14 protein-coding genes are annotated in these 13,936 nt (G+C 30.8%); 5 read left to right on the top strand and 9 right to left on the bottom strand.

Going from position 1 to position 13,936, the window contains the following annotated elements:
- The first annotated feature begins 20 nt into the window (after window positions 1–20).
- Entirely contained in the window at window positions 21–656 is a 636-nt protein-coding gene (locus tag GEMHA0001_RS01515; protein ID WP_003143998.1) for a YigZ family protein, read from the top strand.
- A gap of 49 nt (window positions 657–705) precedes the next feature.
- Here GEMHA0001_RS01515 and GEMHA0001_RS01510 read toward each other — a convergent pair whose 3' ends face one another.
- From GEMHA0001_RS01510 to GEMHA0001_RS01500, 3 genes are all read right to left on the bottom strand, one after another.
- Window positions 706–1,341, bottom strand: a complete 636-nt coding sequence (locus GEMHA0001_RS01510) for an NAD(P)H-dependent oxidoreductase (RefSeq protein WP_004263472.1) — start codon at window positions 1,339–1,341, stop codon at window positions 706–708.
- 66 nt (window positions 1,342–1,407) lie between these two features.
- A complete protein-coding gene (locus tag GEMHA0001_RS01505) occupies window positions 1,408–2,715 on the bottom strand; it encodes an aspartate kinase (RefSeq protein ID WP_004263332.1) in 1,308 nt (435 codons plus the stop codon).
- A gap of 124 nt (window positions 2,716–2,839) precedes the next feature.
- A complete protein-coding gene (locus GEMHA0001_RS01500; RefSeq protein WP_004263581.1) occupies window positions 2,840–3,994 on the bottom strand; it encodes a homoserine dehydrogenase in 1,155 nt (384 codons plus the stop codon).
- Window positions 3,995–4,249: 255 nt separating this feature from the next.
- Between GEMHA0001_RS01500 and thrC the strand changes: the two genes are divergently transcribed.
- From thrC to asd, 3 genes are all read left to right on the top strand, one after another.
- On the top strand, window positions 4,250–5,722 hold the full coding sequence (gene thrC / locus GEMHA0001_RS01495) for a threonine synthase (protein ID WP_004263486.1): 1,473 nt from the start codon (window positions 4,250–4,252) through the stop codon (window positions 5,720–5,722).
- On the top strand, window positions 5,722–6,603 hold the full coding sequence (gene thrB, locus GEMHA0001_RS01490; protein WP_004263468.1) for a homoserine kinase: 882 nt from the start codon (window positions 5,722–5,724) through the stop codon (window positions 6,601–6,603). Before thrC ends, thrB begins: the two co-directional genes overlap by 1 nt.
- A gap of 87 nt (window positions 6,604–6,690) precedes the next feature.
- Window positions 6,691–7,767 (top strand): aspartate-semialdehyde dehydrogenase, encoded by a 1,077-nt coding sequence (gene asd, locus GEMHA0001_RS01485; protein ID WP_003143995.1) that lies wholly within the window; start codon window positions 6,691–6,693, stop codon window positions 7,765–7,767.
- A gap of 65 nt (window positions 7,768–7,832) precedes the next feature.
- Here asd and GEMHA0001_RS01480 read toward each other — a convergent pair whose 3' ends face one another.
- The 4 genes from GEMHA0001_RS01480 to GEMHA0001_RS01465 all read right to left on the bottom strand — a co-directional run bounded on the left by GEMHA0001_RS01480 (window position 7,833) and on the right by GEMHA0001_RS01465 (window position 10,868).
- A complete protein-coding gene (locus GEMHA0001_RS01480; RefSeq protein WP_003143979.1) occupies window positions 7,833–8,939 on the bottom strand; it encodes a Gfo/Idh/MocA family protein in 1,107 nt (368 codons plus the stop codon).
- A gap of 224 nt (window positions 8,940–9,163) precedes the next feature.
- Entirely contained in the window at window positions 9,164–9,340 is a 177-nt protein-coding gene (gene rpmF, locus GEMHA0001_RS01475; protein ID WP_003147267.1) for a 50S ribosomal protein L32, read from the bottom strand.
- Window positions 9,341–9,372: 32 nt separating this feature from the next.
- The gene (locus GEMHA0001_RS01470; RefSeq protein ID WP_003144030.1) at window positions 9,373–9,879 is read right to left on the bottom strand and encodes a YceD family protein; all 507 of its coding nucleotides are present in this window, start codon (window positions 9,877–9,879) and stop codon (window positions 9,373–9,375) included.
- A gap of 86 nt (window positions 9,880–9,965) precedes the next feature.
- Complete coding sequence (locus tag GEMHA0001_RS01465; protein WP_004263448.1) at window positions 9,966–10,868, bottom strand: 1,4-dihydroxy-2-naphthoate polyprenyltransferase; 903 nt, start codon at window positions 10,866–10,868, stop codon at window positions 9,966–9,968.
- A gap of 161 nt (window positions 10,869–11,029) precedes the next feature.
- Here GEMHA0001_RS01465 and GEMHA0001_RS01460 point away from each other — a divergent pair, with 161 nt between their 5' ends.
- Window positions 11,030–11,893 (top strand): NAD(P)-dependent oxidoreductase, encoded by an 864-nt coding sequence (locus tag GEMHA0001_RS01460; protein ID WP_004263302.1) that lies wholly within the window; start codon window positions 11,030–11,032, stop codon window positions 11,891–11,893.
- Between the two features lie 17 nt (window positions 11,894–11,910).
- Here GEMHA0001_RS01460 and GEMHA0001_RS01455 read toward each other — a convergent pair whose 3' ends face one another.
- Together GEMHA0001_RS01455 and GEMHA0001_RS01450 are read right to left on the bottom strand one after the other, a co-directional pair.
- The gene (locus GEMHA0001_RS01455; RefSeq protein WP_004263599.1) at window positions 11,911–12,771 is read right to left on the bottom strand and encodes a S66 family peptidase; all 861 of its coding nucleotides are present in this window, start codon (window positions 12,769–12,771) and stop codon (window positions 11,911–11,913) included.
- Between the two features lie 91 nt (window positions 12,772–12,862).
- Window positions 12,863–13,924 (bottom strand): hypothetical protein, encoded by a 1,062-nt coding sequence (locus tag GEMHA0001_RS01450; protein ID WP_004263512.1) that lies wholly within the window; start codon window positions 13,922–13,924, stop codon window positions 12,863–12,865.
- Between the last annotated feature and the right edge of the window lie 12 nt (window positions 13,925–13,936).

Genomic DNA, 13,936 nt, shown 5'->3' with positions numbered 1-13,936 from the left:
TAAATCACAAAGGAGGTACTATGGCGAAGAAATTTATTACAATTAAAGAAGATTCATACGATGAATTTGTAGAGAAAAAATCTACATTTATTACTCATCTTATAAGAATTAATAGCGAAGAAGAAGCTAGAGAATTTATTCAAAAAATGAAAAAGAAACATTACGATGCTACTCATGTCTGTTCTTGTTATGTATTTGGTGACAATAACGAAATTACTCGTGCTAACGATGATGGTGAACCAAGTGGGACTGCTGGAGCTCCGATGTTAGACATACTAGTAAAGAACGAAATTAAAAATGTCTGTGCCACAGTTATCAGGTACTACGGTGGAACTAAGCTAGGAACTGGTGGTTTAGTTAGAGCCTACGGTGGTGGTGTAATCAATGCGCTAAAAAATGCAACATTAGTAGAAAGAAAAGATGCATTTGAAGTTAGACTAGAGTTAGACTACAGCCTTAACGGTAAAATAGAGTATGAAATTGGAAAAACTAATTTTATCGTGAATAATTTAGAGTATACCGACAAAATCGTTTATACAATCTATGTAATGCAGGAAGATTATGATAACTTTGAAAATTGGATTGCTAACCTAACAAATGGGCAATTCAAAATTCTTTCATCTAAAGAAAAACAACTAGAATTTGATATTAAATAAAGTTAAGAAGGTAAAAAGAAACCATATTAAACGGTCTCCCCTACCTTCTTTATTTATTTCTATGAGAAAATTCTTCTATCCACTCTTTTAAATCAAAAATAGCTCTTTTAACTAACTGTTCTTTATTATTAAATGCTAAATCTAAGCCTTCTACTCTTAGAACCTTTACTTTATCTATTCCTATTACGCTAAATATTCCTCTGATATATTGGACTGCAAAGTCCAGATTAGTATATTGAATATGCTTATCAAATTCTCCACCACTTGTTATGACAAAGGTTATTTGTTTATTATAATTATCTAAACCTATTAAAGATTCTTCTTCACATTTAAATGTTTCATTCACTATAACTATATTATCTACATAGTCTTTAAATTTTGATACTACATTAAAATTATGAAGCGGCATATAAATAAATACAGCATCAGCACTTTTCCATTGATTTAAAATCTCTTTTTGCCTAATTTCATCGTGTTGTTCTTTATCTGTTAATTTTTCTCCTTCATAATTGAACATAAACTTATCCATGACTGGAATATGAACACTCGGATCATATAAATTAATCTTTTCAATACTACTGAAACCTTTTTCGATTAATTTATCTTCGCCGATTTTCGCCAAGATATTAGAAACTCTATGCTCTCCATTATAATCTGGATGACACATAATCTGTAAAATTTTCATAAAATCACCTCAAATAATATTATAATAAATAGCTTCTTGACTAAAACTAGACAAGAAGCTATATTTTTACTTAAATTCTGAGTAAATAGTATTTATAGTTTTTTCGTAATCATCGTTATGAACACCTACAATAATATTAATTTCATCATTAGTTTGTGAAATCAATGCAATATTTACCCCAGCTTCCCCTAAAGCTTTGAATAATCTGCCAGATAATCCTTTTGTATTCTTCATTTTTTCTCCAACTGTAGCAATAAGTGAAATCTCATGAGTAACATTCACTTCATCTGCTTCAAGAACTGCTTTAATTTTTGCAACTAATTCATGAATAAATGATCTAACATTACCTGTTTCTACAACTACAGAGAATGAATCAATCCCACTAGGAATATGTTCAATACTAACATTAAAATCTTCAAAAATCTTAAGTGCTTTCCCAATTAAGCCAACTTCATTTGCCATGTGACGTTTTTTAATTGTAATAATAGAGAAATCTTTTTTCCCTGCAATACCTGTAACAATTTGTTTCTCATCAAGATGTTTATTATCAGAAATAATAGTTCCCTCTGCTGTTGGATCATTAGTATTTCGAATTTGAATTGGAATATCTTTATCACGTACTGGGAAGATAGCTTCTTCATGAAGTACACTTGCTCCCATATATGAAAGTTCACGAAGTTCTGTATAACTAATTACTTTAATTTCGTGTGGATTTTCAATAATTCGAGGATCTGCCATTAGAATTCCAGATACATCTGTCCAATTTTCATAAACACTAGCATTTGCAATATTCGCGACTATAGCTCCACTTACATCTCCCCCACCACGAGTCATAATCTTAATTTCCCCATTAGGTCTACTTCCATAGAATCCTGGAATAAGAAGACGATCATATTCTTTTACAATGTCATCAAAAGCTTCTTGAGTTTTCTCAAAATCAATCTCACCTTGATAATTATAGAAAATTAAATCTTTAGCATCTACAAAGTGATATCCTAAATATTCAGCCATTAATAGAGCTGTTAAATATTCTCCACGACTCACTAAGTATTCTTCATCGATTCCTCTACTAATCTCTGCTTTTAACTTAGCAAGTTCTCCTTCTATATCAAAACTTAAGTTTAATTCATTTTTAATAGCTGTAAATTTATCTTCAATCATTTTGAAAATATTATCAAAATTTATATTATACTTAGTATGTGCATAACATAAATATAATAAATCTGTTACCTTATTATCTTCTTTATTTGCTTTCCCTACAGCACTCACTACAACAAAACGACGTGCATCATCAAGTTCCACAATATTTTTTACTTTTTTAAATTGCTCAGCACTTGCTACTGAACTTCCGCCAAATTTTGATACTCTAACCATTTTAACTCCTTTTTCTATTTATGTTATTTGTATTTTCTATTCTTAATATATATTATATTACTATTTACGAAAAAATCAATAAATTTTCTGAAAAATCTAAATTTTATTTAAAATAATCATTTTATTATTTGTGGAATTTAGCGACAACAAAACTACTATCTTTTTCTTTCACTTCATCAACTAAACCAGTAAGCTGTTTTAATGAAATTTCTTTTGTTTTTACATAGAAGTTGCCTTTATATTGCTCAATACTCTCTATCAGTTCACCCGATAATTCTACAGATGAACGAACTAAATAATTTCTTCTAGTCAGTTCTTCTGAATAAGATAAATTATTCTTAATTACAACATCAATTCTTGTTGAACCTTCATTAATATCTACTATATCTTGAACAATCGCATTCCCTGTTGGAAATTTCCCAGCACCTTGTCCATAAAACTTAAGTTCTCCAATAAATGATCCATCTAAAGAAATAATATTATTATTTAGAGGAACAGCGGCCTCTTGAGATTCTTTCCCAAAAATAGAAAGCATTACAGAAGTCTCATACTTTCCACCTTCTACATTTGTTTCTCCAATATATTTAACAGCTAAATCATATTGCTTTAAGTAGTCAATATCATTTTTAGTAATATTTCTCATAGAATATGTAGGGAAATCAGGTTGAACATGAATATCAAAAGCAAGTGCATTACTTAAGATAATCTTATTCACAACATCTCCACCATCTACATCAGCACTTGGGTCAGCTTCAGCATAGCCTAAATCTTGTGCTGCTTTTAATGTAGAATCGAATTCTTGATCGTTTCTATACATATTATCAAGAATAAAGTTACTTGTTCCATTGAAGATACCATATACACGTTTTACATCATCGACACGTCTAGTTCTTTCTAAGTTTACAAGCCAAGGAATCCCTCCACCTACACTAGCTTCAAAAATAAACTTCACATTATTTTTCTCAGCTAATTCAACAAATTCGTCTAAATATTTTGCAGCAACAGCCTTATTAGCTGTAACAACATGTTTTCCATTCTCTATTGATCTTTTAATAAAATCATATGCAGGATTAAGTCCCCCAAGACATTCAACAACTACTGAGATTTCTTCATCATTAATAATTTCATTAATATCATCAGTAGCTAAGTGCATTTTATCACGGCTTCTAGCAAAGACACTCTTTACTTCAATTTTTTCAAGTTCTAAAGATTTACCGTTAGTAATAATTTCGTATACTCCACTACCTACAGTTCCATATCCTAAAATCGCTATCTTCATAATTATTTTCTCCTATATTCAATACTTATTTTCAATTATATTTAAAAGTTTAACAAGTAATTTTTTAATGTCAATTATTTAATATCAAGAATTTTCAAAAAATTTCAATTTTCCGATTATTTTGACTGTTTTTATAACCTATTTTGGTGTAAAATTATAGTTATAAAAAAATTAAAGTTCTTTTTATAAAAAACACTTGTATTTTTACAAAGAACATTGTATCATATATACAACGATAAAGCAAGGAGATTTTAAATGATTTACGAAAGTACAAGAGATATTAATAGAAAATTAAATCCAAGCGAAGCAATCCTTCAAGGTTTAAGTGAAGAAGGTGGACTTTTCGTTTTAAGAGATTTAGGAAAAAATAAATTAAACTTGGAAAAACTAATCGGAAAAAGTTATTACGAAGTGGCTGAAGCTGTTCTAAGACTTTTTGTAGATTTTAGCGATGAAGAAATTAAAAAATGTGTAGAAGAAGCATATAGAGGTAAATTCTCTCATGAAAACATTACTCCTCTAGTAGGATTAAAAGATAGCTATGTTCTTGAATTATTCAACGGACCAACTAGTGCATTTAAAGACGTAGGCCTTTCACTTCTTCCACAACTTACAAAAACGGCACTTACAAAAGTAGAAGACAAAAATGATATTCTTATCTTAACAGCGACTAGTGGAGATACAGGTAAAGCTGCTCTAGAAGGTTTTAAAGATGTAGATAGAACAAAAATTATGGTTTTCTATCCTAACGATGGTGTAAGTACAGTACAAAAAACACAAATGCAAACTCAAGAAGGTAAGAATACAAAAGTTTGTGCGATTCATGGAAACTTTGACGATGCTCAAAGTGGGATTAAAGAACTATTCGTTGATGAAGAATTCAAAAAAGAATTACTTTCTAAAAACATTAAATTATCAAGTGCAAACTCAATCAATATCGGGCGTCTTATCCCTCAAGTAGTTTACTATGTTGTTTCTTACTTAGACTTAGTAAATACAAACAAAATTAAATTAAACGATAAAGTAAACTTTGTAGTACCTACTGGTAACTTCGGTAATATTTTAGCTGGTTACTACGCTGAACAAATCGGTTTACCTGTTAACAAATTAATCTGTGCAAGCAACAACAATAATGTACTTTATGATTTCTTAACAACTGGTGTATATGATAAGAACAGAGACTTCTTAAAAACAGTATCACCAAGTATGGACATCTTAATTTCTAGTAACTTAGAACGTCTACTTTACTACATCAGTGGTTGCGATAACGCATATATTGCTAAACTTATGAAAGACCTAAAAGAAACTGGTCGCTTTGAAGTTACTGGTGAAGTATTAGACAAGATAAAAGACAAGTTCCAAGCTGGATTTGCTGATGATGAACAAACTAAAGAAACTATTAAAGCTATCTATGAAAAAGATAACTACCTATTAGATACTCATACTGCCGTAGCTTACAAAGTTCTTCTTGATAATTTAGATAATGAGCATGCTAGTATTGTATTATCAACAGCATCTCCATATAAATTCACAGAAAGTGTTTACTCTTCTCTATTCGAAACACAAGGTGAAGATGAGTTTACTCTTATGAACAAACTTCATGAACAAACAAAAGTTGTTATCCCTGAGAATTTAAGAGATCTTGATAAAAAAGAAATTAGACATAAAGATGTAATTAATAAAGAAGATATGAAGAAATACATCTTAGAGAAACTAGGTGATTTATAATGGTAAGTGTTCGTGTACCTGCCACTTCAGCTAATGTTGGATGTGGATTTGATAGCCTTGGTGTTGCTTTGACACTTTACACTACTTTTAAATTCGAGAAATTAGACAGCGGTCTAGAATTCGTCGGATTTGAAGAACGTTTTTCAAATAAAAATAACCTAGTTTATCAAACATTACTAACTACACTAAAAAAATTAAACAAAGAAATTTCTGGTGTTAGAATATCTATCGAAAATGATGTACCAATTAGCCGTGGTTTAGGTAGTAGCTCTACATGTGTAGTTGCTGGAATTTATGGTGCATACTTATTAACTGATACACCCATTGATAAACAAGAAATCTTTACAATAGCTAACGAAATCGAAGGACACCCTGATAATGTTTCACCAGCTATTTTTGGAAGTCTAAGCTCATCTTGTACTACTGATAGTAAAGAAGCGGTAACTGTAAGATACGAAGTCGATGAAAGATTTAATTTCCTGGCATTAATTCCAAACTTCGAAACTTCTACTGAAGAAGCTAGAAAAGTAATGCCAAAAGAAATTAAACTTCAAGATGCAATCTACTCGTTATCACGTATCGGATCGGTTATTAAGGCATTTGAAACTTATGATTTAGAACTTCTTAATAAGGTTATGGGAGATAAAATCCATGAACCTTACAGAAAAGAAATAATACATGAATATCACGAAGTTAGAGAAATTTGTGAAAAAATTGATAGTTCAGCATTTTTCATTTCTGGAAGTGGTTCTACATTAATGAATATCGTTAGCGATACTAACAATATTGAAAAAATAAAAACTGAACTTGCTAAATTAAAATACAACTGGCAAGCAATTTTATTAAAAGTTGATAAAGAAGGAACAGTAGTTCTAAATTAATACGTTAAAATTTTTGAACTTCTTCTTTCATTACAAAGAAGGAGTTCATTTTGAAATAATTTTATATAAATAAAGGAGAAATTTATTATGCAAAAATCAAGAGTAGCCGTATTAGGGGCAACAGGAATGGTAGGTCAACGCCTATTAGTATTATTAGAAAATCACCCATACTTTGACGTAGTTAAATTAGCAGCATCACCTCGTTCTGCTGGTAAAAAATATGGTGAACTTATGGAAAGCCGTTGGAAATTAGACCACGCTGTACCTGAATACACTAAAGAATTAGTTGTTGAAGACTTATACAAAATTGACGAAGTTTCTGAAGGAATTGATATGGTATTCTGTGCCATCAACCTTGATAAAGAAGCTTTAATTAAACTTGAAGAAGATTATGCTAAACGCGAAGTAGTAGTTGTTTCTAACAACTCTGCGAACAGAAATAAAGATGATGTTCCGATGATTATTCCAGAGATTAACTCAGCTCACCTAGATGTTCTTCCTGCGCAAAGAGAACGCCTTGGAACTAAAAAAGGATTCATCGTTACAAAACCTAACTGTTCAATTCAAAGCTATGTACCTATCTTTGAAGCAATTAAAGAGTACGGTGTTAAAGAAGCATCTATCTGTACATATCAAGCTATCTCAGGAAGCGGAAAAACATTCAACGAATGGCCTGAAATGGTAGAGAACATCATTCCTTATATCGGTGGTGAAGAAGAGAAAAGTGAAAAAGAACCACTTAAAATCTTTGGTAAAGTAGTTGATGGAAAAATCGTTCCAGATGATTCTATGAAACTTTCAGCTCAATGTATTCGTGTTCCAGTTCTTGACGGACACCTTGCTTGTGTATCATTCAATTTAGAAAATGACCCAGGACTAAAAACTTTAGTTGAAAAAATTAAAAATCATGTTCCTGAAATTGCTAAATACGACTTACCATTAGCGCCAACACCATTCATTAAATATTATGAAGAAAACGATCGTCCACAACCAGTACTTGATCGTGATAACGAAAAAGGTATGCAAATAACTGTAGGTCGTCTTCGTGAAGATAACCTATTTGACTACAAATTCGTAGGACTTTCTCACAATACATTACGTGGAGCAGCTGGTGGAGCTGTTTTAACTGCAGAACTAATTAAAAAATTAGGATACTTAGATTAATATTATAAAAACAATACTCCAAGAGAATTTCTCTTGGAGTATTGTTTTTATTAGTCTCTTATTTTCTATTTCACTATTTCTCTCAACTCTACTTTTCTATTTTCTTTTAAAGACAATATACATGCATCAGCAGTCGCAATTGACTCTAAAGCTGCAACACCATTTAATAGTTTTTCATATTCTTTTGATACTTTTTCTCCATTCAAAATGTTATGCAAATACAACATTTCTTTATCTATACAGCTTTGTAACCAAAGTGGACAACGTACATTAGGATTTCCATAAGCTATTCCTCCGTCCATTCCTCTACCTGTATAAATAGCCGTTCTATCATCATCTTCTTCTTTTGATTCATGGATTAAGAAATAACTCTCTCCTTCTCCCACTACTCTTAAAGTACCTTTAGTATTATATAAATCTAATTTTATAGCTCCTTTTGTACCTTCTATAAGGACATAATGTTCACCCCATCTAAATGCATTCCCATATTCAAGTACTGCATATCGTTTATTAGAAAATTCCAGATTAACTATTAAGAAATCATCTTCATCACCAAAATTTTCACCGACATGACATACATTTCCGCCTATCATAGTTGCTTGCTCCGGTAGACCATCCATAATAAATTGAATACAATCAAGTTCATGAATGTGATGGTATAAGTGTCCTCCAGACTGTGATCGAATTTTTTTCCAAGAAACAGTTTCTTGTTTTTCTTCCCATCCTGTTCTTGCAGCATGACAAAATATTACATCCCCAATTTTCCCTTGCTTAATCAATTCTTTTGCGTGACGTACTCCATTAAAAAAGTTCATAATATGACCTGCCATAAAAATCACATTATTTTCTCGACAAGTTTCAACCATAACCTTACAATCTTCATAAGATAAAGCGATTGGTTTTTCACAGAATACATGTTTACCATTCTTAGCGGCTAATAATACTGGCTCACGATGTAAATTACTCGGTGTTGCGACGATAACACAATCTACCTCATCTAGACCAACCAACTCTTCCAACGACAAACAATTTTTTGCATTAAGCTCCTTAGAAACTTTCTCTCCATTTTCCGGATCAAAAACTGCAGTTACCTTCGCATCTTTTATTTTCTCTAATGAACGAGCTAAGTCTGCACCAAAATAACCTGTTCCAACAATTCCATAATTTGTCATAATAAAATCCTCTTTTCATATTTCTAAACAATTAAGAAATAATATTCTATACCCTTATATTTATTATACAACTTACTAATACGAATTTAAAGATTTATTTTCTGTTCATTTTTAATATAAATTTAAATCTTTAAATGCAAATCTCATATATTTCATTTACTTAACTTAATTTTAAACATAAAAAAACCCTAAGGACACCTCCTTAGGGTTTGGTAATATTTAAATTATTTAACGTCTAGAACTTGTCTACCTTTGTACATACCAGTTTTTCTATCAACACGGTGACCCATTACGTAGTTACCAGTTGTTGCATCGATAGTAATTGATGGTGCAGATAGTTTTTTGTGAGTTCTTCTTTTTCTTTTAGCTGTTTTTGATGTTCTTCTAAAAGGAACTGCCATAGTTAATTTCCTCCAATTATTTTAAATAATTCTTATTGTTCTTTAAATAATCCATTAAGAGCCGCAAATGGTGATTCTTTCTTTTCTTTAACATCAGTTAAAGACTCTTCAGAAACCACTTCCCAGTCATTACCAGAAACCATTTCTAACTCTTCTTCATCAGAAGTAGTTATTGGAATATTTAAAATTATAAGCTCATTCACTAAAGGTGTTAAGTCAATATACATATCCATTAAATTAATGTCGAATACCTCTTCGCCTGCAAATACAGACTTATCAACGTATTCTTCTCTCTCTTCAATTTCAAATGGAACAACCACTTCTTTAAGTGTTTTTCCTGAAATCATTTCGAAGCTTCCTTTAATTAATAGATCGGCATAGATTTTATCTTGTCCACCTCGAGTTAATTTTCCACTAACAACAACATCTCTAATATCTTTTAGAGAGTTATCATAGTGTTCTACTTTAACATTTATATTTTCTTCAAAAACAAAAGTATCACTATTATTTTTGAATAACGAAGATCTTAACCATTTCATTAAATATCACCTCATAAACACATTACTTATTATATATCTTTTAGTTTAAGATGTCAACAAAAAAAGTTGACTCTTTTTATATTTTTTTAGTTCATTAAATATTTCAGTATATTCGCTAACGACATTATGAATCCTACAAAAATCGTTAACTTAGCTGTTAACACCATAAATGGCGCCATTGTTGTTTTGTGATTATTTGCACTAAAACCTTTAATTATTTTTATTGCTAACGGAATAGTAACAAACACTAGTAGATTCCACCATGAAGCATATTTAGTAACTATAAATAAAACATTTAATAAATATACTACGATAAAGCTAATTTCCATTGTTTTAATCGCATTATTTCTTCCTACTAATATCGCATATGTTCTTCTTCCTGATTCTTTATCATTATCTAAATCACGAATATTATTCGCTAATAAAATAGCTCCAATCATGATAAATAACGGCAGTGAAACGACAATAATATCAGCATTTACATATCCAGTTTGGAAGTAAAACGATAAAGAAATAATTATTGTCCCCATAAAAAATCCAGAAACAACTTCCCCAAAAGGAGAATAAGCTATAGGATACTTTCCACCTGTATAAAAATAGCCAGCAAGCATACACACTAACCCCACTAATAGTATATAAAGACTAGTCATAAAAGTTAGAATTAATCCTAGTATAAAAGCTAACGCGTATAATACCAACGCACCTACCATAACTTCTCTAGGACTTAGATTCCCCTTCACTATCGAACCAGAAATTCCCTCAGAATCAATTTTGTCCAAACCATGCTTATAATCATAGTATTCATTAAACAGGTTGGTTGCTGCTTGAATCAACAGACATGCCAGTAAAAACAAAATAAATTTTAAAATCGAAAACTTAATCTCATATCCTAAAGCATAAGTAGCTCCAAATAAAACTGGTGCTATTGATGCTGGATAACTATGTGGTCTTGTACACATGAAAAATTCTTTTAATTTACTTTTATTCACAATATCCTCCTAGTTATCTTCTTACCTTGAATATTATACCATATTTTGAAGTGCTATGATATTAAATTTCTTTCCTTCTATTTATAATCGTTTATCATAGCGTTTTCATCGATTTGTGATATAATTAAAGGACATAAAACTATTTATTGGAGGCATTTCCTATGAAAATTGCATGGATTGGAACTGGAGTTATGGGAGAAAGCATGGCTGGTCACCTTATGGATGCTGGTCACGAACTTTTCGTCTACAACAGAACAAAGAGTAAAACTGATAACTTAGTAAGTCGTGGAGCTACACTTCTTAACGAAGTAAAAGACGCACCTAAATTTGCTGATGTAGTATTTACAATAGTAGGTTACCCTAAAGATGTTGAAGAAGTTTATTTGAGTGAAAATGGACTTATTACAACAGCTAAAAAAGGTCAAGTATTTGTAGATATGACCACTTCTTCTCCTACTCTAGCTGAAAAAATTAGTAATGAATTTCTAAAAGTTGGTGCATATGCACTCGATCTTCCTGTAACAGGTGGAGATGTCGGAGCAAAAAATGCTACTCTATCAATTATGGCTGGTGGCGATAAGAAAGTATTCGAAGAAGTTGTTCTTCCACTAGTTGAAAAATTAGGTAAAAATATTACATATTTTGGTGAAGCTGGTAAAGGGCAATATACAAAACTTGCCAATCAGATTGCAATAGCTACAACCATGATCTCTGTCGCTGAGAGCTTTAAATTCGCCAAAGAAGTTGGTTTAGACTTAGACTCATTCTTCAAGACAGTATCAACAGGTTCAGGTGGAAGCTTCTCAATGACTTCATACGGACCACGTATCTTAAATAAAGATTTTAAACCTGGATTCTTTACTCATCACTTTATTAAGGATATGAAACTAGCTTTAGAAGAATGTGAAAAAATGAACATTAAACTACCTGGTCTTGAGACAGCATATAAAATTTACAACGAATTAGAAGAAGAAGTTCGTAACACAAATGGAACTCAAGCAATTTCAAAATGGTATGATATTTAATTAAAAATGAGTTGGTTTTATACCAACTCATTTTTAATATTCATCATTCCACCGATTTCCAATACTTTAGAATCTTTTGCATGTCCTACTTCGCTTGTTTTAACTACAGGCAAATGTTCAGGAATATATTCTTTTACAAGTTCAAATAGTTCCTCTACAGATATTTCTTTTTCAATTTTTGTAAAAGTTCCTATTAATAATCCCGAAATTTTATCAAAAACTCCAATCTGCTTTAACTGTGCAAGATGTGTGGCTAATCCCTCTATAGAAGTTCCTAATCCTTCTATAAACAACACTTTATTATACACTTCCGGAAAATATCGTGTACCAGCTAGTTTTAAGAAACATCTAATATTTCCTCCGATTACTTCACCTTCCACACTACTTCCTTGTAGAAATTTCCATTTTATATCTAATAGAGTCTGTTCATTTTTCATAAAAGTATTTTCAAAGCTAGTTCTAATTTCCTTATCCTCAATAATATTTAGTATTTGATACAAATAATTTACTTCATTCGTTTGGCTTACCAAAGTATTTAAGACTGTTGTTAAATCACTATAACCAAAGAAGGGTTTATAATTTCTTTTTATTACACCATAGTCTAAATAATCTAATACCTCATTTGCAATATCCCCACCAGAAATATCAAAAATTGCTTTTATTTCTTTATTTTTATAAAAGGACATTAACTCCTCAGCTCGAACTTGTGCTTTTGCTCCGCGTCCAAACTTATCTTTGTATATATATTTGGTAAAGATAGGTACTAAACCCATCTCTACTAAAATACTTTCTAATTTTTCTAATCTGTCTTTATCTTCAATATTTTTTCCATTTGAACATACTACTAACGCTATCTTGTCATTTCTATTTAATATCATACCTTACTAATTTTCCTCATTATAAAGATTATTTTAATATATATATGAAAAGACAGGAATAAATCCCATCTTTCCATTTATTTTTTTAATATTAATTATTTGTTCGACTTTCGATGTAGTATTTAGAACGGCTTTGTCCACCTTCATATACTTTATTATTTAATCGAAGAACCATTTTCCCTTTAATTCTTCCACCTTCAAAATTATTTATTAATGGGATTATTATTCTATCTCCTTCTTCAGTCCATTTGTCTGGTGTTGTTAAGGTCATTCCCATAGCTCCACCAATTCCTCCAAAGGCTGCTAAGTACATTTTGTCTTTCTTGAAGTAAAGAACCTCCCCATTACCAATACTCTTATTATACTTAGATTCATTACCTTTATAGCTGTCATCGACTTCTCTATACTTAGCTTGTTTTAGTTCTGAAACTTTTTTATAAACCTGATCTGCATTATATGTATCTGGAGTTGCAGCATTATACATATCAGTGATTTCTGCCAATGACATCGGTACAATAGTAAGTCCTAACTGAGCGTCAGTGATATGTTTACTAGAATCAGAAGAATATGCAAAAATACCTAACATGCTATCTACTCCTCCTCCAAGACCAACAGCGAAGAATTTATCTGCTACAGCTTTTGCAGCATCTTTATCGTGAACTTTATTATTTAAGTTAAGTTGTTTCCATGTTAAATCTCCACCATTGATTTTAGAACCTACTTTACCTAAATCATCACCTGTTGATGTTAGTTTCCCATCATCTATTTTATAAGAACCAATAATTTCATTAATTCCATTTACTTTTCGGTCCACAATGTATCCACCTAAGCGGAAATAAATTTTATCAAATCCCTCACTATTATCAACTGTATAATATACAGTCGGAGCATATTTTTTCAAAATATCAACAACTGATTGTGATAGGTGCAACTCTGAATTAAGTGCATCAATATCATTTAAAGAAGATATCTTCTCAAAAATTATCGTTGTTTCTTTATCTAATTTTTTACCATCAGCACTTCCTAAATTTTCACTATTATTAGAAGTAGAATTTTCTTGCATTTCTTCGTATTTAATAATTCCAAATACACATATTACTGCTGCAACAAATATAGCTGCAAAACCTAATATATACTTTATTCCTTTATTCATATATTTTTCTCT

The sequence above is a fragment of the Gemella haemolysans ATCC 10379 genome (assembly GCF_000173915.1).
Taxonomy (GTDB): domain Bacteria; phylum Bacillota; class Bacilli; order Staphylococcales; family Gemellaceae; genus Gemella; species Gemella haemolysans.
Note: the sequence above shows the minus strand (reverse complement) of the source record. Positions and strands in the feature narration are given on the sequence as shown.